At 68.5% G+C, this 22443-nt stretch carries 19 protein-coding genes; 4 read left to right on the top strand and 15 right to left on the bottom strand.

Annotated elements, in window-relative coordinates; translation table 11 throughout:
- Positions 1 to 63 precede the first annotated feature (63 nt).
- The 3 genes from BIU99_RS01375 to BIU99_RS01365 all read right to left on the bottom strand — a co-directional run bounded on the left by BIU99_RS01375 (position 64) and on the right by BIU99_RS01365 (position 5819).
- A complete protein-coding gene (locus BIU99_RS01375) occupies positions 64 to 1485 on the bottom strand; it encodes a mechanosensitive ion channel domain-containing protein (RefSeq protein ID WP_071258781.1) in 1422 nt (473 codons plus the stop codon).
- On the bottom strand, positions 1482 to 3548 hold the full coding sequence (locus BIU99_RS01370; protein ID WP_071259302.1) for an adenylate/guanylate cyclase domain-containing protein: 2067 nt from the start codon (positions 3546 to 3548) through the stop codon (positions 1482 to 1484). Before BIU99_RS01370 ends, BIU99_RS01375 begins: the two co-directional genes overlap by 4 nt.
- Positions 3549 to 3929: 381 nt before the next feature.
- Positions 3930 to 5819, bottom strand: coding sequence for an ABC transporter ATP-binding protein (locus BIU99_RS01365; RefSeq protein ID WP_071259300.1), 1890 nt, complete (start codon positions 5817 to 5819; stop codon positions 3930 to 3932).
- A 240-nt stretch (positions 5820 to 6059) separates the two neighbouring features.
- Here BIU99_RS01365 and BIU99_RS01360 point away from each other — a divergent pair, with 240 nt between their 5' ends.
- Positions 6060 to 6956: a DUF559 domain-containing protein gene (locus BIU99_RS01360; RefSeq protein WP_064294527.1), complete on the top strand. Its 897-nt coding sequence runs from the start codon at positions 6060 to 6062 to the stop codon at positions 6954 to 6956.
- Positions 6957 to 7295: 339 nt separating this feature from the next.
- Here the strand turns inward: BIU99_RS01360 and BIU99_RS01355 are convergent, their stop codons facing one another.
- From BIU99_RS01355 to BIU99_RS01345, 3 genes are all read right to left on the bottom strand, one after another.
- Positions 7296 to 8270, bottom strand: coding sequence for a carbohydrate ABC transporter permease (locus BIU99_RS01355; protein ID WP_064294528.1), 975 nt, complete (start codon positions 8268 to 8270; stop codon positions 7296 to 7298).
- Positions 8267 to 9400: a carbohydrate ABC transporter permease gene (locus tag BIU99_RS01350; protein WP_064294529.1), complete on the bottom strand. Its 1134-nt coding sequence runs from the start codon at positions 9398 to 9400 to the stop codon at positions 8267 to 8269. The genes BIU99_RS01355 and BIU99_RS01350 overlap by 4 nt, the downstream gene beginning before the upstream one ends.
- A gap of 130 nt (positions 9401 to 9530) precedes the next feature.
- On the bottom strand, positions 9531 to 10844 hold the full coding sequence (locus BIU99_RS01345) for an ABC transporter substrate-binding protein (RefSeq protein WP_064294530.1): 1314 nt from the start codon (positions 10842 to 10844) through the stop codon (positions 9531 to 9533).
- A gap of 298 nt (positions 10845 to 11142) precedes the next feature.
- Between BIU99_RS01345 and BIU99_RS01340 the strand changes: the two genes are divergently transcribed.
- Positions 11143 to 12192: a LacI family DNA-binding transcriptional regulator gene (locus BIU99_RS01340; protein WP_071258778.1), complete on the top strand. Its 1050-nt coding sequence runs from the start codon at positions 11143 to 11145 to the stop codon at positions 12190 to 12192.
- Positions 12193 to 12305: 113 nt separating this feature from the next.
- On the opposite strand, the gene BIU99_RS01335 is transcribed toward BIU99_RS01340, so the two are convergent.
- The 5 genes from BIU99_RS01335 to rplJ all read right to left on the bottom strand — a co-directional run bounded on the left by BIU99_RS01335 (position 12306) and on the right by rplJ (position 15656).
- Entirely contained in the window at positions 12306 to 13604 is a 1299-nt protein-coding gene (locus tag BIU99_RS01335) for an MFS transporter (protein ID WP_083397118.1), read from the bottom strand.
- Complete coding sequence (locus BIU99_RS01330; protein WP_071258775.1) at positions 13601 to 14062, bottom strand: MarR family winged helix-turn-helix transcriptional regulator; 462 nt, start codon at positions 14060 to 14062, stop codon at positions 13601 to 13603. The genes BIU99_RS01335 and BIU99_RS01330 overlap by 4 nt, the downstream gene beginning before the upstream one ends.
- 138 nt (positions 14063 to 14200) lie before the next feature.
- On the bottom strand, positions 14201 to 14344 hold the full coding sequence (locus BIU99_RS19845) for a hypothetical protein (RefSeq protein ID WP_153303516.1): 144 nt from the start codon (positions 14342 to 14344) through the stop codon (positions 14201 to 14203).
- A gap of 328 nt (positions 14345 to 14672) precedes the next feature.
- On the bottom strand, positions 14673 to 15059 hold the full coding sequence (gene rplL, locus BIU99_RS01325) for a 50S ribosomal protein L7/L12 (RefSeq protein ID WP_064294533.1): 387 nt from the start codon (positions 15057 to 15059) through the stop codon (positions 14673 to 14675).
- Positions 15060 to 15137: 78 nt separating this feature from the next.
- Complete coding sequence (rplJ, locus tag BIU99_RS01320; protein ID WP_064294534.1) at positions 15138 to 15656, bottom strand: 50S ribosomal protein L10; 519 nt, start codon at positions 15654 to 15656, stop codon at positions 15138 to 15140.
- Between the two features lie 320 nt (positions 15657 to 15976).
- On the opposite strand from rplJ, the gene BIU99_RS01315 reads away from it, so the two are divergent.
- Positions 15977 to 17134, top strand: a complete 1158-nt coding sequence (locus tag BIU99_RS01315) for an AAA family ATPase (RefSeq protein WP_071258772.1) — start codon at positions 15977 to 15979, stop codon at positions 17132 to 17134.
- A 24-nt stretch (positions 17135 to 17158) separates the two neighbouring features.
- On the opposite strand, the gene BIU99_RS01310 is transcribed toward BIU99_RS01315, so the two are convergent.
- The 4 genes from BIU99_RS01310 to BIU99_RS01295 all read right to left on the bottom strand — a co-directional run bounded on the left by BIU99_RS01310 (position 17159) and on the right by BIU99_RS01295 (position 20669).
- A complete protein-coding gene (locus BIU99_RS01310; protein ID WP_083397117.1) occupies positions 17159 to 17569 on the bottom strand; it encodes a DUF5684 domain-containing protein in 411 nt (136 codons plus the stop codon).
- 101 nt (positions 17570 to 17670) lie between these two features.
- Positions 17671 to 18291 (bottom strand): phosphoribosylanthranilate isomerase, encoded by a 621-nt coding sequence (locus tag BIU99_RS01305; protein ID WP_071258769.1) that lies wholly within the window; start codon positions 18289 to 18291, stop codon positions 17671 to 17673.
- 27 nt (positions 18292 to 18318) lie between these two features.
- Positions 18319 to 19914 carry a cell wall metabolism sensor histidine kinase WalK gene (locus BIU99_RS01300; RefSeq protein WP_071258767.1) on the bottom strand — a complete coding sequence of 532 codons (1596 nt, stop codon included), beginning with the start codon at positions 19912 to 19914 and terminating at the stop codon, positions 18319 to 18321.
- Positions 19911 to 20669: a response regulator transcription factor gene (locus tag BIU99_RS01295; protein ID WP_079003251.1), complete on the bottom strand. Its 759-nt coding sequence runs from the start codon at positions 20667 to 20669 to the stop codon at positions 19911 to 19913. Before BIU99_RS01295 ends, BIU99_RS01300 begins: the two co-directional genes overlap by 4 nt.
- Positions 20670 to 20904: 235 nt before the next feature.
- Between BIU99_RS01295 and BIU99_RS01290 the strand changes: the two genes are divergently transcribed.
- Positions 20905 to 22428 (top strand): ABC transporter permease, encoded by a 1524-nt coding sequence (locus tag BIU99_RS01290; RefSeq protein WP_071258766.1) that lies wholly within the window; start codon positions 20905 to 20907, stop codon positions 22426 to 22428.
- Positions 22429 to 22443: the final 15 nt, after the last annotated feature.

Below are 22443 nucleotides of genomic sequence, written 5' to 3'. Positions count from 1 at the left end.
CGCGACCCGGACGGTCGATCGGGGTTCGGCATCGGTTCCTCGCTCGACTGGGACGGCTGGCGGCTACCGGCCGATCGTACCGCGGACGATCCCGGCCTCGGCGAGCGCCGCCTGCGCCTGCCGATGCTTGTTGTCGATGGAGGCGCCGATCTCCTGAGCCAGGCGGGGCTTGCTCCGCACGAGCTGGTCGATGGTGGACAGCGGCATCCGCAGGACCAGGGTCGTCCCGTCGGCGATCGCGGCGGCCATGGCGACCTCCCTCGTCAGCGCCGTCTGACCGATGAAGTCGCCGACGCCGAGTCGTTGGAAGGTGATGAGCCCGTCCGTCGTCGGCACGGCGAGATGGACGCCGCCCTCGACGAGGAACCGCATCGCGCCGGGGATCGTGCCCGCCTGCTGGATGGTCTCCCCCGGCCCGTACCGTTCGAGTGCGCAGGTCCTGGCGAGGTCGTCGTAGTCCTCCTCCCGCGCGTGGAGGGTCGGTGCCAAGGCGGCGATGGCGCTCCGCAAGCGCTCCGGCGTCGCGATCGGGTCGGTGCTGTCACCGTCGAGCGCGAGACCGCGGCGCCGCGAGGCGTACCAGAGCCAGGCGCGGAACAGGGCGACGGCGGCGTCGGCGGTGGACGGCCCGGACACGGGGAGGGTGACGGCGAACCGCGCGGCACCGAGGTAGGACGCGGACACCACGTCCCCCGGCTCGAGCATCGGGAGGCCCGAGCCGACCTCGCGGAGCAGCCGGAGCACGTCGTCCGGCGGGTCGTCGGTGGAGAAGGTCACTTCGACGCTCGCGGTGTAGGCACCGACGGGCTGACTCAGGTTCGTGAACGACGACCCGGCGAGCGACGAGTTCGGCACGATCTGGATACCGTTGCCGGTGTCGAGGTGCACCGCACGCCAATTGACCTCGACCACGCGACCACGGACATTCCCGGTGTCCAACCAGTCCCCCAGTTTGAAGGGCTGTTCGAACAGCAGCAGCAGTCCGGAGATGACCCCGCCGACCGCGTTCTGGAGGGCGAGGCCGATCACGATCGAGGTGACGCCGAGCGCGGTGACCAGGCCGCCGATGTCGGCGCCCCACACCCACGAGAACAGGATGGCGAGTCCGATGAGGATCAGCGCGAGCCGAGCGAGGTCCACGAAGATCGACGGGATGCGGTCACGCCACGAGCCCTCCTCCGCGTTGGTGAAGAGCGCCACGTTGAACGCCGACAGGATGAGCAGGATCACGAGGAACCCGAGGACCGTTCCGACGATCCGGACCCAGATGAGGTCGTCCGCCCGCAGCGAAGCGAACACCAGGAGTGCGAACACCGCGCCGACCGGCACGACGTAGTTCCGCATGAGTCGTACCGGCTTGGCCGCGGCGTTCCCGCGCCGGGTCAGTGCGCCGAGCACCTCGGTGAGGACGATGAGGAGGACCGGGACACCGACCGCGAGCGCGATGGCCCAGGGGAACCACGCCTCCTGCCACACCTGCGTCATGACGTCGTCCCTGCCACGACCTGCCAGACGGCCTGCGGACCCCCGCGCGTCTCCACGGTGCCGGCGGCCTCGAAGGTGACGGTGTCCTGCATGCGGTCACGCACCCGCTGGCTGACGAAGATCCCGGCCCGACCGGAGACCGACTGGACCTGGTTGGCGAGGCTGACCGCGTCACCCCACATGTCGTAGGCGAGACTCGTGCGACCGACGAGGCCACTCGTCACGACACCCGTGTCCACGCCGATCCGGAGCGTCAGGTCGGCCTGGTGTTGCGCGTTGAAGCGTTCGACGATCGTGCGCATCTCCAGCGCGAAGTCGAGGGTCCTGCGGACGTTGTCGACGCGGGGCACGATGAGGCCACAGCTCGCGAGGTAGCCCTCCCGCAGCGTCCGCACCTGCTCGATACCGAGTCGCTCCGCAGCCTCGTCGAAGCTGCGGACGAGGGCGTTGAGCATCGACAGCTCGCGCTCCGGGTCGAGGCCTCGGGTGAGGTCGTCGAACCCGACGAGGTCCGCGAAGATGACCGACACGTCCTGGTGGACCTCGGAGATGGTCTCCTCGCCCTCCTTGTAGCGTTTCGCCACCGTGGCCGGCATGAGCGTCAGCAGGAGCTTCTCGTTCTCGGCGCGCTGCTCGTCGATGAGTTCCTGCTTCACCCGGAGGCTGCGACTCATGTCGTTGAAGGCCGCGCCCAGGTCGCCGAACTCGTCACGCCTGTTGCCCGGTACCTCGACGCTGTAGTCACCGGCGGCCACGCGCCGCACCGCGCCGACGAGGGACCGCACCGGGCGTGCGAACACCTGCGCCAGCAACAGCGAGAGCAACGACACGACGACCACGATCGCCAGCACGGAGATGATGAGGTTGCGCGTGAAGTCGGTGACCGGCGCGAAGGCCTCCGACGCGTCGATCCGCGCGACGAGCACCCACTGGAGCCCGTCGATGTCGAGTGGTGTGTACGCCGTCAGGTTCTCCCCACCGAGGTAACCACGACCGATGAGCGTGCCGGTCTCCCCGGCGAGCGCCCGCTCCACGGACTGGGTGCGGGTCGGCTGGATCTCGATCGTGCCCTTGACGTCGACCGCGCGCTGCGCGTCCTGCGGTGGCGTGCCGGCCGCGACGGACTGCTTGAGATACGCCTTCGGGTCCTCGATGAGCAGTCGGGACGTCGAGCGCATCAGCTGATCGGGTCCGGCGAGGTAGGTCTCGCCGGTCTCGCCCAGGCCGTCCTGCTTCCATTCCCCGCCACTCGTCATGATCGAGTTGATCTGCTCGATGGGCACCTGCAGCGCCAGGACGCCGTCGATGCGGCCATCCTGCCCCACCGGTGAGAAGATCCACTGCGTGGGGACGTTGAGCGAGGGCTGGTACCGCTCGAAGTCGGTGATGCCCGTGTAGTCGACCGCGTTGGACCGCAGGGCCTTCGTGAACCCGTCGCCGAGGACGCCACCCTGGTACGGGCCCGTCAGCACGTTGGTCCCGAGGTCCGGTCCCTTGAACGCGCTGTAGACGACGTCACCCTCGTCGTCGATGAGGAGGGCGTCCTCGTAGCCGAACCGGTTGATGATCTCGCGGAAGTAGTCGTTGTAGGTCGCGTTGACGGCCGACCACGTGCTCCCGTCACCGGCGTCGTCGACCGTGATCGCCTGGTCGTAGTCGAGATCGGTGGGCGTGTAGACCGACTGCAGGTAGGTCTGGGCCGGGTTCGTCGGGATGAAGGCCTCTGGATCCGCCGTGTCGCCGGTCCGTTCGTTGAGCGCGGGGACGAAGGTGTCCGTGTAGAAACGGTCGACCTCCGCAGCTCGCGCCGGCTCGACCGGCTGCTCCTCGAGCTCCTGGAACGCGTCGTGGTACCGGTTCATCGCATCGACGACGGTCGTGCCACGGGTGTAGACGACGAGCGAGTCCGCCGTCTGGCGGTAGTAGTTGGTGATCTCGCGGGCACGCGACTCGCGCAACTCGGTCAGTCGCTCGAACGACGCCTGTCGGAGGGATTCACTGCCGGAGAGGTACCCGACGATGCCGGTCACCACCGACGCCCCCACGCTGACCAGCAGCAGCATCACCAGGAGTTTCGACTGGATGCTGAAGCCGGGGCGGCCGAAGCGACGACGCCCGAGCCTCCGGGACCGCGCGACCGAGGACGGCGCTGGAGGGATCGGAGGACCCGTCGTGGAGGCGTCCACGGGCGGAGTGCCGTCACCTGACGGGGGTCCGGATGGTGCGTTCACAGCTGCGGTCATCGACGAGTCCCCTACTCGATCCGGCGGTGCGCGGGCGTCCCCCTCCTTCGGGGGTCACGATGGCGCTCACTCTAGCCACACGTGTCACGCGCCCACAATGGCCGGACGGCGGTTCTTCGCTGGCCGGACATTGCCGGGCCGGACTGCCGTGCCCGCGGTCGACGTGTCCAGACGAGACGTCGCAGCGCCTGCCGTCTCGACTCAGGCGGTGACGGCCTGCTGCGCGTAGAGCGTCGCGTACACGCCGCCGGCGGCGAGCAGCTCCTGGTGGGTGCCACGCTCCACGATGCGCCCGCGATCGAGCACGAAGATGACGTCGGCGTGCACGACGGTCGACAGGCGGTGCGCGATCGATACCGTCGTGCGTCCGCGGGTCGCGTCGTCGAGGGCGACCTGGACGACCCGTTCGGAGATCGTGTCGAGGGCGCTCGTCGCCTCGTCGAGGATGAGCACCTCCGGGTCCTTCAGCAGCACGCGCGCGATGGCGATGCGCTGCTTCTCACCGCCGGACAAGCGGTAGCCGCGTTCCCCGACGAGCGTGTCGTAGCCGTCCTCGAACCGAGCGATCGTCTCGTGGATGTTCGCGGCGCGGCAGGCGGCCTCGAGCTCGTCGAGGGTCGCGTCGGGCTTCGCGTAGCGGAGGTTCTCGGCGATCGTCGCGTGGAAGAGGTAGGTCTCCTGGCTGACGATGCCGATGCGGGAGACGAGGGACTCCTGGGTGACGTCGCGGACGTCGGCGCCCGCCACCATGACCCGGCCGTCCGACACCTCTTGGAAGCGCGGGATGAGGTAGGAGATGGTCGTCTTGCCCGCTCCCGAGGGTCCGACGAACGCGGCGAACTGTCCGGGTTCGATCGTGAAGGAGACCCCGTCGAGGGTGGGGGTCGAGTCGTCCTGGGCGTCGGCGTAGCGGAAGGTGACGTCGTCGAAGCGGATCTGCGGTGCGACGCTCGGGAGCGGTGCGGCCCCGGGGCGGTCGGCGATCGCGGGCTTGAGGTCCAAGTACTCGAAGATCCGCGCGAAGAGGGCTCCGGAGGTCTGCAGGTCGAGGGCGACCCGCATGACGCCCATGAGCGGGAACAGCAGGCGGGCCTGGATGGTGGTGAAGGCGACGATCGAGCCGGCGGTGACGTCCGCGGCCCCACCGGTGATGAGCCAGCCGGCCACGAGGTAGACGATCGCGGGGATCGACGACAGGAAGATGTTCACCATCGCGAAGAACCACTGTCCGCTCATCGCCTGGCTGACCTGGAGGCGGATCTGGGTGCGGTTCTCGGCGCTGTAGCGCTCGACCTCGGTGTCCTGGCGGTTGAAGCTCTTCGCGAGGAGCACGCCGGAGACGCTCAGGGCCTCCTGCGTGATCGCGGTCATCTCCGACAACGACTCCTGCGTCTTCGTGGCGATCCGCGCCCGGACCTGACCGACGCGGCGCTGCGCGATCACGAGGATCGGCATGAGGATGAGGGCGACGATCGTCAGCTGCCAGTTGAGGATGAGCATGGCGACGAGCGCGGAGATGACCGTCACGGTGTTGCCGAGCACGCTCGAGACGGTGTTGGTGAGGACGTTCGCGACGCCACCGACGTCGTTCTGGAGGCGCGACTGGATGATGCCCGTCTTGGTGCGGGTGAAGAAGCTCAGCTCCATCGCCTGCAATTGCGAGAACAGCTTGATGCGCAGGGCGCCCATGACGCTGTTGCCGACGGTCGCCGTGAGGTAGGTCTGCCAGACGCCGAGCAGCGCCGCGATGATGAACAGCGCCACCATCGCGCCGACGATCTCCGCGAGGGCGACGAGGTTCGGGCTGCCACCGTCGGTCGGGAACAGGCCGACGTCGAACGCCTGCTTGACGAGCAGCGGTGGGAGCACCGCGAGGGCGGCACCGATGACGACGAGCACCATCGTGAGGATGATCTTGGCGCGGAAGGGCACGAACAGCGCGACGATGCGCTTGCCGAGGTTCGGGATCTTCGGCGCCTCGGCGTTGAGCGCCTTCTGCGCCGCCGTGTCGCCACCGCTGACGCGACTGCCCGCGCGGGGTCCGCCGCCCCCGGGTGCACCGCCGCGTGGCCCGCCCCGTCCGCCGTGCATGCTCATCCCGCCACCCTATCCCCGCCCACCGTCCTCCCCGCCCCTGTCCCCGTCCCGCGTCGGCTTCCCGCTCAGTGTCCTTTCTCAGGAGTCCGCCGGCGCGGCGCCTCGCCCGCTCCCCGACCCGCCGCAACTGTCCTGAGATAGGGTCACCGCTCCCCAGGTCCACTGCGGGGCGGATCATCCCCAGATGAGCAGCGTGACTCGGCGGTCCGGCGAGACCGGGTGGACGATCGACCAATGACAGGAGGAACCGACGCCTTCCGCCCGGCGTACGGTATCGCCACGGTGCACCAGCTTCGGGCTCGCGGTCATTCCAAACGGTCGCTCCGACTCGCGGTCGAGATGGCCGAGCTGATCAGGGTGAAACGAGGCTGGTACGCGGACCCCGGTGCACCCCCGGAGATCGTCCAAGCCGTTCGGGTCGGCGGGAGACTCGCGTGCATCTCGGCGGCCGCCTGGTTCGGCTGGGCCACACCGGAAGACCAGCGCCTACACGTCGCCGTCCCGTCGAACGCGGGACGCCTCCGCGATGTGAGCGACCGCCGATGTCATCCGCCCGCGCAGGATCGGGACGACACGGTCCTGCACTGGGACGACGATCAACCGGTGGTCCCTCGGGGCGGCTCGATCGCGCCGCTTCTCGTGGTGAGCCGTGAGTCGGCCGTTCGTCAGATCGTCACCTGCCAGCACCCTGACGTCGCCGGCGCGATCTTGGACTCCGTCCTGCACCGAGAACCCCACCGCGGGCGGGCGCTCCGCGCGTGGCTGGACGAACTCCCGCAAGCGCGCAGGCGCAGACTCCCTCGGTTGGAGTCGGGATGCGAGAGTTTCCTCGAGAGCATCGGTCGCATCCGGCTCGAACGCGCTGGAATCGTCGGTCGACACCAGGTCGACATCCCCGGTGTCGGACGCGTCGACGAGCTGATCGACGATTGGTTGGTGGTGGAGTGGGATGGACGTGCGTTCCACGACACCCCGGACGCCCATGAACAGGATCGCTGGCGCGACGCCCAGTTGGCGATCCTCGGCTATCGCTCTCTCCGTTTCACGTATCGCATGGTGATGGACGACTGGTACGCAGTCATCGGAGCGGTCCGGGCAGCGCTCGCGCAGGGCCGTCCAAGGCACCGCTGAGCGGATCCGATCACCCCCGCACCTGCCAGCCTGAACTCGTCCCTTCCTCAGGAATCCTTCGGCGCGCCGGGCGTACCCCGGCACGACGCACCGCAACTCTCCTGAGAAAGGCCCACCCCGGTCACTCGTCGACCAGAATTCAGCTTCGTCCCTTTCGCAGGACTCCCCCGGCGCGCCGGGCGGATTCCGGCACGACGCACCGCAACTCTCCGGAGAAAGGATCATCGGGACCAGGAGAACGAACGACCCGCAGACGCACGGACGCCCCGGGAGCATGAGCTCCCGGGGCGTTCGCGCACCGACGACGCTGTCGATCGGAGGATCGAACCGCGTGTCGGGTCAGCCCTTCGTCGAACCGGCCAGGAGCCCGCGGACGAAGTAGCGCTGCAGGGCGAAGAACACCACGAGCGGGACGAGGATCGAGATGAACGCGCCGGCCGTGAGCAGGTGCCACTCGTTGCCTCGCGTACCCGTGATCTCCGCCAGCAGCTTCGTGATCGGCGCGACCTCGCCGTCCGCGAAGATGAGCGCGACCAGAAGGTCGTTCCACACCCACAGGAACTGGAAGATCGCGAACGACGCGATGGCGGGCATGGTCAGCGGCAGCACGATCCGGAAGAAGATCTGACCGTGACCGGCACCGTCCACGCGTGCCGCTTCGATGACCTCGGCGGGGATCTCCGCGACGAAGTTGTGCAGCAGGAAGATCGCCAGCGGCAGCGCGAACATGGTGTGCGCGATCCACACCTGGGCGAAGGTGCCGCTCGCGTCCAGTCCCTCGCCGACCTGCAGGCCGAAGATGTTCAGGCCGCGGGAGAAGGTCGACAGCAGTGGCACGAGCGCCATCTGGATCGGCACCACCTGCAGCGCGAATACGAGGATGAACAGGAAGTTCTTGCCGCGGAAGTCGATCCACGCGAACGCGTACGCCGCGAGGCTCGCCACCACCAGCGGGATCAGGGTCGCCGGGACCGCGATGGCGATCGAATTGACCCACGAGCCCGCGAGGTTGAGCGTCGAGTTGCCGGCCTGCAGCACCTGCACGTAGTTGTCGATGGTGACCTGGAAGTCGGAGAAGATCGTCCACCAGCCGGTGGTCTTCACCTGCTGCTCAGGTCGGAACGAGGAGACGAACAGACCGAAGGTCGGGACCGTCCACAGCACCGCGATGATGACGGCCGCGATGGTCGCCCCGCGGCTGGTGAGCCGCTTCTTCGTCCGGCGGCTCGCGGCCTCGATGCCGCGTTCCCCCTGGGCGAGCTGTTCCTTGGTGGATTCGTCGATCGGTAGTTCGATCGGCTGCACAGCACTCATCGGATCTCCCTCTGCTTCTTGATCTGCCGTGCGTTGTAGATGACGATCGGCAGCACGAGGACGAACAGGACCACGGCGAACGCCGCACTCCGGCCGTTCTCGAAGTTCTTGAACTGGGTGTACATCTCGTTCGCGATGACCGAGGTGCCGTTGTTGCCGGCGGTCATCGTGCGGACGATGTCGAAGACCTTCAGCGAGGCGATCGAGATCGTCGTGACGACCACGACGAGCGAGGAGCGGATGCCGGGGACGATGACGTTGATGAAGCGCTGCCAGGCGTTGGTGCCGTCGAGCTCGGCGGCCTCGATCTGCTCGGTGGGGACACCCTTGATCGCGGCGGACAGGACGACCATCGCGAAACCGGTCTGGACCCAGATGAGCACGACGATGAGGAACAGCGTGTTCCACGGCTCGTTCTGCAGCCACTGCACCGGAGTGCCGCCGAACCACACGACGATCTGGTTGAGCAGACCGATCTGGGTCGCGTCGGCCTCGCGGTAGGCGTAGATGAAGCGCCAGATGATCGACGCACCGACGAAGGAGATCGCCATCGGCATGAAGACGAGGATCTTGAAGTACTTCTCACCGCGGGACTTGTCGATGAACACGGCGTAAGCGAGTCCGAAGGCCGTCGACAACGCCGGGACGAGCAGCACCCAGATGATCGTGTTGATGACGGTACGAATGGCGCTCGGCTGCGTGAACAGCCAGATGAAGTTGTTCAGGCCCACGAAGTTCTTGCCGGACGCCGACATGAATGCGGCGATCGTCGTGTTGATCGACGGCAGGATCAGGCCGATCAGCAGCAGCAGGAACGCCGGTGCGAGGAAGCCGACGAGCTGGACGAGGTACCCGACGCCCTTCTTCGAGCGGTAGTCGAGGAGGAAGAGCACGCCGCCAAGGACGGCGGCGACGGCCGCGGCCCAGAGGAACGAGCCGAAGAAGAGGACGACGACGACGGGCACCAGGACGCAGAACGCCAGACGGATGACCGTGTACAGGGTGCCCTTGCGTGGCGCGATGTCCACGAAGAAGAGGAGGAGGGCCACCACCGCACCGAAGGCGATGACGACGATCGGGATCTGGGCGAGCGGAGGCAGTCCGCCCAACCAGTTGAGGAAACCTGACATAGCTGGCCTTTCGAGTACGGCGTTGGACCCTGAGTGAACCCTAGGGGGTTCCACTGCCGAGGCGGAAGCGCCGGAGGGTGGTGATCACCCTCCGGCGCTCCCGCTCACGAGCAGCAGTTCCGGATATCGATTACTCGCTGGAGGGCCAGCCGGCTTCGATGTCCTTGAGGACCTGGTCGGTCTCGTCGCCGTTGATCCAGTTCACGAGGCCCTTCCAGAAGGTTCCGGCGCCGACGGCACCGGGCATCAGGTCGGAGGCGTCGAAGCGGAACGTGGTCTTCTCGTCCTGCAGGATCTCGATCGCCTGGCTGAGGATCGGGGTCGAGGCGTTCGCCGGGTCGAGGCCGTTGTTGGCGGAGATGACGCCGCCGAGCTTGACCCGCTTGTTCGCCCACTCAGGGCTCGAGAGGTACTCCTGGACCTTGACGGTGCTCTCATCGTCGCTGAACGCGCCGACGATCTCGCCACCACCGGTGACAGCGGTCTCGCCCTCCTTGATGCCGGGGGTCACGAAGGCCCACACGTCACCGTCGGGGGCGACGGTCGCGCCGGCGTCCTCGAGGAAGCCGGAGAAGAACGATGCCTGGTGGTGGAGGGCGCAGGCGCCGGAGGCGAGCGCCGGAGCGACGTCACCGAACTCGGTCGAGTTGATCGAGGACACGTCGCCGAAGCTCGCGTTCACGTACTCCGGGTTCTTGAGGATCTCGCCGACCGAGTCGAACGCTTCCTTGATCTTCGGGTCGGTGAACTTGACCTTGTTGGCCACCCAGTCGTCGTAGACGTCCGGGCCCTGCTGGCGCAGGACGAGGTCTTCGATCCAGTCGGTGCCGGGCCAGCCCGAGGCGTCGCCGGAGCCGAAGCCGGCGCACCACGGTGCGGAACCCGTCTTCTCCTGGATGGTCTTGGTCAGCGTGAGCAGCTCGTCCCAGGTCTTCGGGACCTCGACGCCCCACTCCTTGAACTTGGCCGGCTGGTACCAGACGAGGCCCTTGACGCTCGCCATGAGCGGAGCGCCGTAGACGGTGTCGTTGACGGTGCCGTAGGCGGCCCAGTCCTTCGACCAGTACTTCTCGATGTTCGCCTTGACGCTGTCGGGCGCGGGCTTCAGGTAGTCGCGCTTGGCGAGGTCGGCCAGGAGGCCGGGCTGCGGGAAGATCGCGAGGTCGGGCGGGTTACCACCCTGGGCGCGGATACCGATCTGCGACTCGAACTCCTTGGAGGACTCGTACTTGATCGTGATGCCGCTCTCCTTCTCGAAGTCGGCCCAGCTCTCCTCGAGCAGCTTCGCCTCGGTGTCGGCGATCGTCCCGTAGATGGTGACGGTCTTGTCGTCGTCGCCACCGCCGCTGCTGCCCGATCCGCCTGAACAAGCGGTGAGCGCGACGCCCGCGACGGCCAGGACGGCCAGCGGCAGGGCCGTCCGGCGGGTCCGAATGAAACTCATCTGTGTCCTCCTCATTGAGTGCTGCAGGTTCGAACGTCTCCAGGGTCGAGCCGTTCCGATGATGCACTGGTGCGGAATCGGTCCGGATGCGGAACCGTTTCCATGCGCCAAAGTACTTCACCCGGCGACAGGATGCAAGCACGAGAACATAACGAAATAGACAGTGAGAGCGCTCCCACCGAAATCACGAGGCCGGGCGGACCATTCGTGCTCCAGTTGTTATGGATCAGTTCCAGTCGGCAGTTCCAGGTCTGTTCCAGATTCGCTATGGTGGTGCTACCCAACGGAGGGAGTCGGCATGAGTGGTGCCATCAGCGATGTCGCGGCCCTCGCCGGCGTCTCGAAAGCGACGGCCTCGCGAGCGCTCACCGGGCGCGGATACGTGTCGGCCGAGACCCGGGAACGGGTCGTGCAGGCCGCGGCCACGATCGGGTACGTCGCCTCGCCCATCGCCGCGAGTCTGTCCACCGGACGCACGCTGGCCATCGGCGTCCTCACCTCGTTCCTCAACCGCTGGTACTTCGGGGAGGTCCTGGAAGGCGCCGAGGGCGCCCTCCGTGCGCGGGGCTACGACCTGACGCTCCACCATCTGCCGCCCGACTCCCCGGAGCGCGATCGCATCTTCGACGCCTACCTGACGAACAAGCGCTTCGACGGCATGATCTCGATCGGGATCGAGGCCTCGCAGGACGAGATCGCGCGACTGCTCGCCAATCCCCGTCCACTGGTGTCGATCGGCGGCAACATCCGTGGCGGTCACTCCATCAACATCGACGACCAGGCACTCGGCCGTGAGGCGACGGAACATCTCATCACCCTCGGGCACACGCGCATCGCCCACATCACCGGGCACGACGCGGAACTGCAGACGGACACCGTGCACGGGAGGCGCCTGGCCGGCTACCTCGCGGCGATGGAGGATGCCGGACTCACCTCAGCCGTGCACGTCCTGCCCGCCGTCCATTCGTTACCGGGCGGGTACGAGGCCGCGGCGCAGTTGCTGCGGGACGCGAGGATCCGGCCGACGGCGGTGTTCGCCTCGACGGACGAGGTGGCGATCGGCATCATCATCGCGGCACGTCGCCTCGGGATCACCGTTCCGGCGGAGCTGTCGGTCATCGGGATCGACGGGCACTCCTACGCGGAGATGTTCGCGCTCACCACCTTCGAGCAGGAGCCCCGCGCGCAGGGACGGCATGCCGTCGAGATCCTCCTCCAGGACCTGGAGGACGAGCAGCGCGCGCAGGCTCCGGACTCCGCGGACCCGGGCACAACGGTCTCCGAGGTGCGCTGGCCGACCCGCCTGGTGATCCGACAGACCACGACGCGCCCCGAGCCCGCGGACTAGACGACCCGGCTGCGGTCCCAGCGCGGTGCGCTGGCACGAGCGCGCCCCACCGACGTGAGCGCGGGCCCCCGGAGGGTCGCGCTCGCGTCGGTGGGGCGCGGTGATCGGTCGGATCAGCTCGCGTCGGCTGCGGTGATCGCGATGGCCTCGTCGAGCTCACTCTCCACCGGGCCGTCGACCCGGGCGAGGTGCTTGCGTCCGAGGACCACGATGAGGACCGCGACGATGAGCGAGCCGGCGGCCACATAGTAGGGCGCGGCGGGCGAGATGAGCTTCGCGATCTCCGCGGCGGCCGGTGGCGCGATGGCCCCACCGAGGAACCGGACCGACGAGTAGGCCGAGGATGCGACGTTGCTCGGCAGGTCCGTCGCCTCCATGACCGCCTCGGTCAGCACCGTGTTCATGACGCCGAGCAGCAGCCCACCGACGACGATGCAGACGATGAGGCCGACGGTGGACTGCACGAGGAGTCCGGCCGCGACGAGGTCGAGTGCCAGCAACGGCAGGACGAGCTTGATCACGGAGGTGCGACGCATCCGGGCCGTGAGCAGCGGTGCGACGAACACGCTCGTGATCGCCAGCGCGACACCCCACCCGAAGAAGGTGAACCCGAGACCCATCGCATCGAGGCCGAGCGGGAACGGCGAGTATGCGAGGAGCGTGAAGAAGCCGATGTTGTAGAACAGTGCGGCTGCCGCGAGGATGCCCAGCGACGGGATCGCCAGCGCCCTGAACGGTGCGGACAGCTTGAGCGGCGCGGGCTTCGGGCCCTCGGTCTTCAGCAGGGTGACGATCGCGATGAACCCGACGGCCATGAGCGTCGCGGTGCCGAAGAACGGCCACTTCCAGCCGATGCCGCCGAGGAGACCCCCGAGCAGCGGACCGATCGCGATGCCGAGTCCGAGGGCGGCCTCGTACAGGATGATCGCGTTGGCGCGTCCGCCCGCTGCGGCTCCGACGATGGTGGCGAGTGCCGTCGAGATGAAGAGCGCGTTGCCGAGGCCCCAGCCGGCCCGGAAGCCGATGACGGCACCGACGGAGTCGGAGAGGCCCGCGAGGAGCGCGAACAGGACGACGAGCGCGAGTCCGATGAGGAGCGTGCGCTTGGCACCGATCCGGCTCGACAGCCAGCTCGTGAACAGCATCGCCACGCCGGTGACGAGCAGGTAGCTCGTGAAGAGCATCTCGGCCTGGGTCGGCGTCGCCTGGAGGTCTTCGGCGATCGCGGGCAGGATCGGGTCGACGAGGCCGATGCCCATGAAGGCGATGACGCTCGCGAAGGCGACCGCCCAGACGGCCTTCGGCTGGTGCAGGATGCCGCCGAGGCCGGCACTGTGGCCTGCGGCGTGGCCGTGGCTCGACGCTGCGGGGGTGGGTACGGAGGACGTGTGTGCGCTGGTGTCGGCGCTCATGCCGTCAGCTCCGAGGCGATCTCGACGGCCACGCGGGCCTGGATGATCTCGACGGTCCTGGCGATCGCGGCGAGGTCGTCGTCCTCGAGGTCGGTGAAGGCCGGCTCCAGGGCGTCGGTGAGCTCGTCGCGCCAGGCGAGGAGGGCGGCCGTCCCCTTTGGGGCGATGGCGATGAGCCACGCGCGGTGGTCGTCGACGTCGGCGATCCGCTTGATCCAGTCGCGCTCGTCGAGGCTCTGCACGAGCTTGGTCATCGTGGGTTGGGACACCCGGCTCTGGCGGGCCAGTTCGCCGACCCGGACGGGACCGACCGTGGTGAGCACGGAGAGCGTGCGCCAGACGGCGGGCGATTCGGAGGATCCGGTGGCCTGGGCGGCAAGGCGGGTGAGCCGGTGCGATGCCGTGATGAGGTCGCCGAGGATGGTGTGCAGGGGTGAATGCGTACGGTTCTCGGTCATGATGTGACCAGTATACATAGCTTGGCTATACACATCCACCCGACCCGTCCCCAACGCAGGAGTTCGTCGGCGTGGCGGGCCTCGGTGGCGCGGCACGCCGAGACACTCCTGAGTTGGGGACGGATGGGGCAGGTGGGGTCAGCGCATCCAGGTGGTGAAGGATTGGCTGACCCGTGGATCGGGCGGGTGGGCGTCGCTCGCCCGTTCCGACTCGGTGAAAGCGGATGCGAGCTGGGCTCGGATCCAGGTGATGGTTGCACGCCAGCGTGCGTGGGTGTTCATGGTGGTGGGTTCTCCCGATTCGGGCACCGCACCGACAGCCCCCGCTCACCGGGAGCGGGACGACGACGCGGATGCCTGCATGAACCGTCGACGAACGTCGTCGACGGGGTGCAGAGCATCCGCGTGCATGGAGGGGCGCGACGAATCGCAGGCCCTCCGGTTAACCGACGGAGGGCACCGCTCCCGAACGAATCGGGGGCGATGCCCTCCGATCACGGATGTCTCTGCCGAGTGCGCACAGCACTCGTCTCAGGAAGATCCGCGATCGTCAGCGGCGACCGACCGGAGTCGGTCGCCAGCCCAGTGGTTGTCCCCCGTAGGGGACCGACTACTTGAGCGTGACGGTGGCGCCGGCAGCCTCGAGGGCTTCCTTCGCCTTGTCAGCGGCTTCCTTGTTGGCGCCTTCGAGGACGGCAGCCGGAGCGCCGTCGACGAGAGCCTTGGCCTCGCCGAGGCCGAGCGAGGTGAGCTCGCGGACCGTCTTGATGACCTGGATCTTCTTGTCGCCAGCAGCCTCGAGGATGACGTCGAAGTCGGACTTCTCCTCGACCTCTTCAGCAGCAGCGCCGCCGGCAGCAGCCGGGCCGGCAACGGCGACGGGAGCAGCAGCGGTGACCTCGAAGGTCTCCTCGAACAGCTTGACGAACTCGCTGAGCTCGATGAGCGTGAGCTCCTTGAACGCGTTGATCAGTTCTTCGTTTGACAGCTTTGCCATGATTGTTCTCCTTGTTTCATGCCCTGCAACCGCATCACGCGGCGCACAGGTACGGGGTTGATGGTTCGCGGAACCGAATTACTCGGCCGCGGACTCCTGCTTCTCGCGCAGCGCCTCGACCGTGCGAACGGCCTTCGAGAGCGGTGCGTTGAAGAGGTAGGCAGCTCCGAACAGCGAGGCCTTGACGGCGCCGGCGAGCTTCGCCAGCAGCACTTCACGGGACTCGAGGTCGGCGAGCTTGCGCACCTCGTCAGCGGTCAGCGGGTTACCGTCGAAGTAACCGCCCTTGACCACGAGGAGAGGGTTTGCCTTGGCGAAGTCACGAAGAGCCTTCGCGACGGTGACCGGGTCACCGTGCACGAATGCGATCGCGGACGGACCGGCGAGCTCGTCGTCGAACGACGAGATGCCGGCGTTGTTCGCCGCGATCTTGGTCAGCGTGTTCTTCACCACGGCGTAGGTTGCGTCCGCACTGATGCTCTTGCGCAGGGTCTTGAGCTGAGCAACAGTGAGGCCGCGGTACTCGGTCAGCAGAACGGCGGTCGAGCTCTGGAACTTCTCCGTGAGTTCGGCAACCGAGGCTTCCTTGTTCGCCATGGCCACTCCTTTTCGAATCTTGAATGCATGCAGCGGAGGCCGCACACACCAACCGCCGGACCGGTGAAGGATTCGGGCATGAAAAAAGCTCCGGCGCAAGCGCACGGAGCTGGGGAGAGGCGAGCCTCGATCAGATCTTCATACACCTGCGCTGGACGTCTCGTCATGAGAACCTTCGACTGTCTCGTTTGCACGCGACAGTGACCGGCGGTCTTTGGTTTCCACAACCATAACACACCCCCGACCCCGTTCCGACAGGCGTGCTCCGGGCGCTCGCGACCTCCCGCCCGGATGTCCGAGGCGACCGGCACCATGGAGCCATGATCCAGACGCTCGCCATCTCCGGCTACCGGTCCATCCGAGACACCGTGCTGCCGCTGCACGGCCTCGACGTCGTGACCGGCGCGAACGGCACCGGCAAGTCCAACCTCTACCGGGCACTCCGACTCCTCGCGAGTGCGGGCGACGGCGATGTCGTCGGATCACTCGCCCGCGACGGCGGGCTCTCCTCGACGCTCTGGGCCGGCCCCGAACACCTGAGTCACGCCATGGTCGACGGCTCCGTCCCGGTCCAGGGCACGCGCCGCTCGGGGCCGATCAGCCTGCGACTCGGGTTCGCGACCGACACGCTGGGGTATCTCATCGACCTCGGGATCCCGCAGCCGTCCACGACCCTGTTCGGCCGCGACCCCGAGATCAAGCGGGAGCAGATCTTCGCCGGCGCACTGGCCAAACCGAGCAGCCTGCTCGTCGACCGGCACGGTCCGGCGGTCCGGGTCCGCGACGGGTCGTGGCGTCCGATCGGTCGAACGCTCGGCACTTCGGAGAGCATCCTCACCGAGTTCTCGGACGCCGACGCGACGCCCGAGGTCCTCCGCGTGCGCGGCCAGGTGCGCGACTGGCGGTTCTACGACCAGTTCCGGACCGACCGCGAGGCCCCGGCACGTGCGCCGCAGGTCGGCACGCGGACGCCCGTGCTCGGACACGACGGTTCCGACCTCGCCGCCGCGGTCCAGACGATCATCGAGTCCGGCGGCCGGGACCGCCTCGACGCCGCCGTCGACGACGCGTTCCCCGGCAGCGTGCTGCGCGTGCGCGCCGACGACGGGGTGTTCCGGCTGGAGCTCGAACAGCCCGGCATGCTCCGTCCGCTCTCGGCCGGCGAGCTGTCCGACGGCACGCTCCGCTACCTGTTGCTCGTCGCGGCTCTCCTGACCCCTCGCCCGCCCGAGCTCATGGTGCTGAACGAGCCGGAGACGAGCCTGCACGGCGACCTCCTCCCCCAGCTGGCTCGGCTCATCACCGCGGCGAGCGCCGACACGCAGCTCGTGGTCGTCTCCCACGCCCGCCCACTCATCGAGGCCATGCTCGAGGCCGGCGAGGTGCACGAGCACCGGCTGGTGAAGCGACTCGGCGAGACGACCGTCGAGGATCAGGGTCTGCTGTCGACGCCCCCGTGGGCCTGGCCGTCGCGGTGAGCGTCCGGCCCCGGTGACCGCGGGCTAGGCGCGGTCGGCCTGCTTGCCCAGGTAGCGGTCCGAGCCGTAGCTGAGGATGAAGAACCCGATCAGCTGGAACAGGATGAGCCCGAAGATCCGGAACACCGTGCCCTTGTCGAACTGCTTGCCGATGTGCCAACCGACGATCCAGCCGAACACGATGTTCACGAGCGGGATGAAGTAGAGGATGGTCGCCGCACCCGTGAAGCCGGCGAGTTTGACGACGACGTACCAGTTGTAGATCGGGATGATCGCGGTCCAGCCGGAGCGGCCCGACTTCTCGAACATGCCCCACACGGAGGCGACGAACAGGGCGTAGCCGATGATGCCGCCGAAGACGTTGGCGGGGGCGTTCATGAACTCGATGGCGGCACGACCGTTGTCGTCCGCGGCGAGCAGGATGGTGTCGAACACGGTGGTGGCGCTCCTTGTCGTCGTCGCGGTCGACCGACCGCCTCATCCGACGAATGTAGCGTGCGGGTCACACCGCGGACCAGCGAGTGTCCCGCTGACGCTCAGACCGCCCGGGCGGTGCGGGCGGCGTGCACGAACGACCGGATGAGCTCCGGTGATTTCACCCCGCGCGAGGACTCGACCCCGCTGGACACGTCGACCCCCCAGGGGCGGAGCTCGGCGACGAGGCCCTGGACGTTCTCCGGCGTGAGCCCTCCGGCGAGGATCCAGGTGCGGGTGGGTGGGTTCGCCACCAGTGCGATCGTGTCGAAGGTCCTCCCGGCTCCCGGGTCCGGGGCATCGAGCAGCAGCAGCTCTTCGGCGTAGGCGGCGCGCTCGGCGGCGTTCTCGGAGGCGTAGCGCACCGCCGAGGTCGCCCGGAGCGTCCGCCACCCCATGGCCTGCAGCTCGTGGAACGCCTCGGGTGGTTCGTCGCCGTGGAGCTGGACGGCCTGCACCCCCGCAGCACCGGCGATCCGTGAGACCTCCTCGACCGACTGCCGCCGGAAGACGCCGACCGTCAGCACCGACTCGGGGAGGTCGGCGAGCAGCGAGGCGACCCGTTCGGGCTCGACGGTCCGAGGCGACCCCGGCGCGAACACGAAGCCGATCGCGTCGACTCCGGCGTCCACCGCCGCAGCGACGTCGGACGCCTCGGACAGACCGCACACCTTCACCCACATGGGGACCACGCTACCCGGCCGCATGGATCACTCCGCCGACGGGACGAGGACGTCCGCGGTGGCGACGGCCGGTAGCTCGACGCGGAACACCGTCCGTCCTGGTGCGCTCTCGCATCGGACGGTGCCGTGGTGCGCGGTCACGACGGCGTGCACGATAGCGAGCCCGAGGCCGGTGCTCCCCGTGGCCCGTGAGCGGGAGTCATCACCGCGGACGAAGCGCTCGAAGAGGTTGGGTTGCAGCGCAGGGTCGATGCCGGGACCGTCGTCCGACACGGTCAGCACGGCGATCTCGCCCGCAGGACCGCTCTCGACCGCCAGCCCCGTCCGCACCGTCGTCCCGGCGGGCGTGTGGGTCCGCGCGTTCGCCAGCAGGTTCACGATCACCTGTTGCAGCCGGGACGCGTCTCCCGTGACGAGGACGGGCTCCTCGGGGAAGTCCAGTTCGAACACGTGGTCCGGCCCGGCGACATGGGCGTCGCCGACGGTGTGGATGACGAGTTCGGTGAGGTCGACGGGGCGCTTCGCGAGTTCGCGTCCCTCGTCCAACCGCGCCAGCAGCAGCAGGTCCTCGACGATCGTGGTCATGCGACCGGCCTCGGAGCGGATCCGGCCGAGGGAGTGGGTGACGTCCTCCGGCAGCGCGTCCGACTTCCGCGCGGCGAGTTCCGAGTATCCGGCGATGGAAGCCAGCGGGGTCCGGAGCTCGTGGCTCGCGTCCGAGACGAACCGGCGCACCTTGTTCTCGCTCGCCTGCCGGGCGTTCAGTGCGGACGAGACGTGCCCGAGCATGCGGTTGATCGCCGATCCGACGCGTCCGACCTCGGTGCGCGGGTCGGTGTCCGACTCCGGTACCCGGACGGCGAGCGCCACCTCACCGCGGTCGAGGGGAAGCTCGGCGACGACCGCGGCCGTCGCGACGACGCGGTCGAGCGGGCGGAGCGAGTACCGCACGATCGCGAACGCCGCCAGTCCGGCGAGCAGCAGGACCACGACGCTCATGATCGCGATGAGGGTGACGAGCTGCATGACCGTCGACGCGACCTCGGCGAGCGGAAGCCCGATGATCCTCGTCGCGCCGCTCGCGTCGGTGACGGCGACGACGCGGTAGTCGCCGAGGTGCTCCCCGAGGTTGATGGTCGACGGTCGGTCACCGGCCGACACCGTGAGGATCATGGCGTCCTGGCTCTCGGTGCACGGGACCGTGCTGCCGTCGGCGCTGAGGTATCCGGCGTTGACGATGGTGCCGTCGACGACGATCGCCCCGAGTGCGCCGGGCCCGAGGCCCGGAGCGCCGATGAAGGCGGGCGGCTCACGCGTGCCCGAACCACCGCCGTAGCCGTCCGGGATGCCGGAGTCCGGCAGGGATTCCGGTGCGGGGAGCTGGCCGTTGCGGCCGTAGTCGACGATCCGCTCGGCGGCCTTCGTGAGCTGGTTGTCGACGCCCTCGGTGAGGAGGCCGCTCACCGCGACCGCGCTCGCGACGCCGACGATGGCGCTGCCGAGGGCGAGGAGGCCGACGACGACGACCATGAGGCGTCGACGGAGCGTCCACGGAGCGCGTTTGCGGCGGGTGGAGTCGACGGTCGTCGCTGTCGGGTCGGTGACGGGAGGTCTCGTGGTCACGAACCGACCGTCGGGATCTTCAACATGTAGCCGGCACCGCGCACGGTGTGGATCATGGGCTCGCGCCCGGCGTCGATCTTCTTGCGGAGATAGGAGATGTAGATCTCGACGACGCTCGCACGACCGCCGAAGTCGTAGCTCCACACCCGGTCGAGGATCTGGGCCTTGCTCAGCACCCGGCGCGGGTTCCGCATGAGGAACCGCAGCAGCTCGAACTCGGTCGCGGTGAGCTCGATGGGTTCGCCGTCGCGCGTCACCTCGTGGCTGTCCTCGTTGAGCACGAGGTCGCCGACCACGATGTCCGGGCCGGACTCGTCGGCGGCCAGCAGGGTCGACCGGCGGATGAGCCCGCGCAGCCGCGCGACGACCTCTTCGAGACTGAAGGGCTTCGTCACGTAGTCGTCGCCGCCGGCGGTGAGGCCGGCGATGCGATCGTCGAGCGAGTCCTTGGCGGTGAGGAACAGGACGGGGACGTCGCTCCCCGAGGTCCGCAGGCGGTTCAGCACCTGCAGTCCGTCCAGGTCGGGCAGCATGATGTCGAGCACGATGGCGTCCGGTCGGAAGTCGCGGGCGATCGTGAGGGCTTCACGGCCGTCGGCGGCGGTCCGGATCTCCCAGCCCTCGTAGCGCAGGGCCATCTGCAGGAGGTCCGTGAGCGTCGCCTCGTCGTCGACGACGAGCACACGGACGGCGGTGCCGTCGGCCCGTTTGAGTGCGCTTCGCGCGGCACCGGGCGCCTGGGTCGGGATGTTCACGCGTTCAGTATTCGCCTCCGCCCTATGAGCTGTCTATGAACCGGCCAGACGGATGCTGTGCCCTCCCCGAGCCGCCGGAGCGCCCGCAGCGGCCTGGGCCGATTCATAGCGTCACCGAGGCGCAGGCCAAGTGAGCCTCCGTAGCGTCCGGTCCAAGTCATCCGCGACGTGCGGATCGTCGGCGTCGCGCAACGGGGACGCCGGCACGTGCACCAGAGCAGAAGGAAACGCAGACATGTTCGGAACCTATCTCCGGCGGGAACTCGTCGGTCGCCGCAAACAGACCATCATCATCGCCATCGGGATGGCGCTCGCCATCGCCCTCGTGATCATCGTCAACTCGGTCGCCGCCGGCGTGAAGACGGCGCAGGCGTCGGTGCTGGAATCCGTCTACGGGGTCGGAACGGACATCACGGTGAGTCAGGCGGCCGAGGCGCCGACGGACGGCGGCGGCCCCGGCCAGAACTTCGACTTCGGCTCGGGCGACGGGTCGACGAGTGACGGGACGACGACCGTCAACCAGTCGCGGTTGGAAGCCGCGCGTGGCACGTCGACCTTCGACGCGACGTCCCTCGGCACGGTCACCGACGTCGCCAACGTCGAGGCCGCCGCAGCCACCCTGTCGCTCACGAACACGACCTTCACGGGCGAGCTGCCCGACTTCTCGCAGGCACAGGGATCCGACGGGGCGGCAGGCGTCCCGGGCGGTGACGCGAGCGGCGCGACCCCGCCGCAGGGTGGTCCGGACGGCGCAGGCGGGAGTTCCTTCGGCGTCGACTCCTTCACGGTCCTCGGTCTCGACCCCTCGGGCGACGCCGTGGGTCCGCTCTCGGCCGTCACCCTCAGCGACGGTCGCTCGCTCGCAGCCGACGACGCGGGCACGGACGTCGCCGTCCTCGACGCCTCCTACGCCACCGAGGCGGGGATCGCCACCGGCGACACGATCGACATCGCGGGCACCACGTTCAGCGTGGTCGGCACGGTGACCGCCTCCGGGGCCGATTCGACGACCGCATCGAACGTCTACATCCCCCTCGACGTCGCGCAGTCCCTCGCCGGGCTCGACGGCCAGGTCAGCGACGTGTACGTGCAGGCCGCCTCGTCGACCGACATCACGCAGGTGCAGACGGACATCGAGGCGGCACTGCCCGACGCGACCGTGAGCACCCAGGAGGACCTCGCGTCCACCGTGTCCGGCTCGCTCGCCTCGGCGTCGACGCTGGTGTCGAACCTCGGCACCTGGCTGTCGCTCATCGTGCTCGCCGCCGCGTTCCTCATCGCGATCCTCTTCACGATCTCCGGCGTCACGCGCCGGACCCGCGAGTTCGGCACGCTCAAGGCGATCGGCTGGAGCGACCGGCGCATCGTCGGCCAGGTCGCGGGTGAGTCCGTCGTCCAGTCGCTCATCGGCGGCGCCGTCGGTGTCGCGGTCGGCCTCATCGGCATCCTCGTGGTGAACCTCGTCGCTCCGACCCTCAGTGCAGCGGCGACGACCTCCGCCGGCGGCGGACTCGGCGGCCCCGGCGGTGCCGCGGGCATGCCGTCGGATGCGGCGGCGGGAGCGGCCGGTGGGTTCGGCGGTGCCCCGGGCGCTGCGGCCGCGACCACCACCGACATCGTCCTCCAGGCTCCCGTGACCGCGTGGATTATCGTCATCGCCGTCGGGATCGCCATCCTCGGCGGGCTGCTCGCCGGTGCGATCGGCGGGTGGCGCGCCTCACGACTGCGCCCGGCCGAGGCACTCCGCTCCGTCGCCTAGGCGACGCACCAGACG

The sequence above is a fragment of the Plantibacter sp. MMLR14_011 genome (assembly GCF_001865025.1).
GTDB lineage: Bacteria > Actinomycetota > Actinomycetes > Actinomycetales > Microbacteriaceae > Plantibacter > Plantibacter flavus_A.
The sequence above is the reverse complement of the archived record's forward strand: the minus strand, read 5'-3'. Positions and strand labels throughout refer to the sequence as shown.

Excerpts from the sequence above, each read along its gene's own strand:
- BIU99_RS01335 (WP_083397118.1), bottom strand. The coding sequence starts at position 13,604 with ATGAGCGCCGACACCAGCGCACACACGTCCTCCGTACCCACCCCCGCA.
- BIU99_RS01375 (WP_071258781.1), bottom strand. The coding sequence starts at position 1,485 with ATGACGCAGGTGTGGCAGGAGGCGTGGTTCCCCTGGGCCATCGCGCTC.
- rplJ (WP_064294534.1), bottom strand. The coding sequence starts at position 15,656 with ATGGCGAACAAGGAAGCCTCGGTTGCCGAACTCACGGAGAAGTTCCAG.
- BIU99_RS01315 (WP_071258772.1), top strand. The coding sequence starts at position 15,977 with ATGATCCAGACGCTCGCCATCTCCGGCTACCGGTCCATCCGAGACACC.
- BIU99_RS01360 (WP_064294527.1), top strand. The coding sequence starts at position 6,060 with ATGACAGGAGGAACCGACGCCTTCCGCCCGGCGTACGGTATCGCCACG.
- BIU99_RS01370 (WP_071259302.1), bottom strand. The coding sequence starts at position 3,548 with ATGCTGCTGCTGGTCAGCGTGGGGGCGTCGGTGGTGACCGGCATCGTC.
- BIU99_RS19845 (WP_153303516.1), bottom strand. The coding sequence starts at position 14,344 with ATGAACACCCACGCACGCTGGCGTGCAACCATCACCTGGATCCGAGCC.
- rplL (WP_064294533.1), bottom strand. The coding sequence starts at position 15,059 with ATGGCAAAGCTGTCAAACGAAGAACTGATCAACGCGTTCAAGGAGCTC.
- BIU99_RS01350 (WP_064294529.1), bottom strand. The coding sequence starts at position 9,400 with ATGTCAGGTTTCCTCAACTGGTTGGGCGGACTGCCTCCGCTCGCCCAG.
- BIU99_RS01340 (WP_071258778.1), top strand. The coding sequence starts at position 11,143 with ATGAGTGGTGCCATCAGCGATGTCGCGGCCCTCGCCGGCGTCTCGAAA.
- BIU99_RS01330 (WP_071258775.1), bottom strand. The coding sequence starts at position 14,062 with ATGACCGAGAACCGTACGCATTCACCCCTGCACACCATCCTCGGCGAC.
- BIU99_RS01290 (WP_071258766.1), top strand. The coding sequence starts at position 20,905 with ATGTTCGGAACCTATCTCCGGCGGGAACTCGTCGGTCGCCGCAAACAG.
- BIU99_RS01345 (WP_064294530.1), bottom strand. The coding sequence starts at position 10,844 with ATGAGTTTCATTCGGACCCGCCGGACGGCCCTGCCGCTGGCCGTCCTG.
- BIU99_RS01365 (WP_071259300.1), bottom strand. The coding sequence starts at position 5,819 with ATGCACGGCGGACGGGGCGGGCCACGCGGCGGTGCACCCGGGGGCGGC.
- BIU99_RS01355 (WP_064294528.1), bottom strand. The coding sequence starts at position 8,270 with ATGAGTGCTGTGCAGCCGATCGAACTACCGATCGACGAATCCACCAAG.
- BIU99_RS01305 (WP_071258769.1), bottom strand. The coding sequence starts at position 18,291 with ATGTGGGTGAAGGTGTGCGGTCTGTCCGAGGCGTCCGACGTCGCTGCG.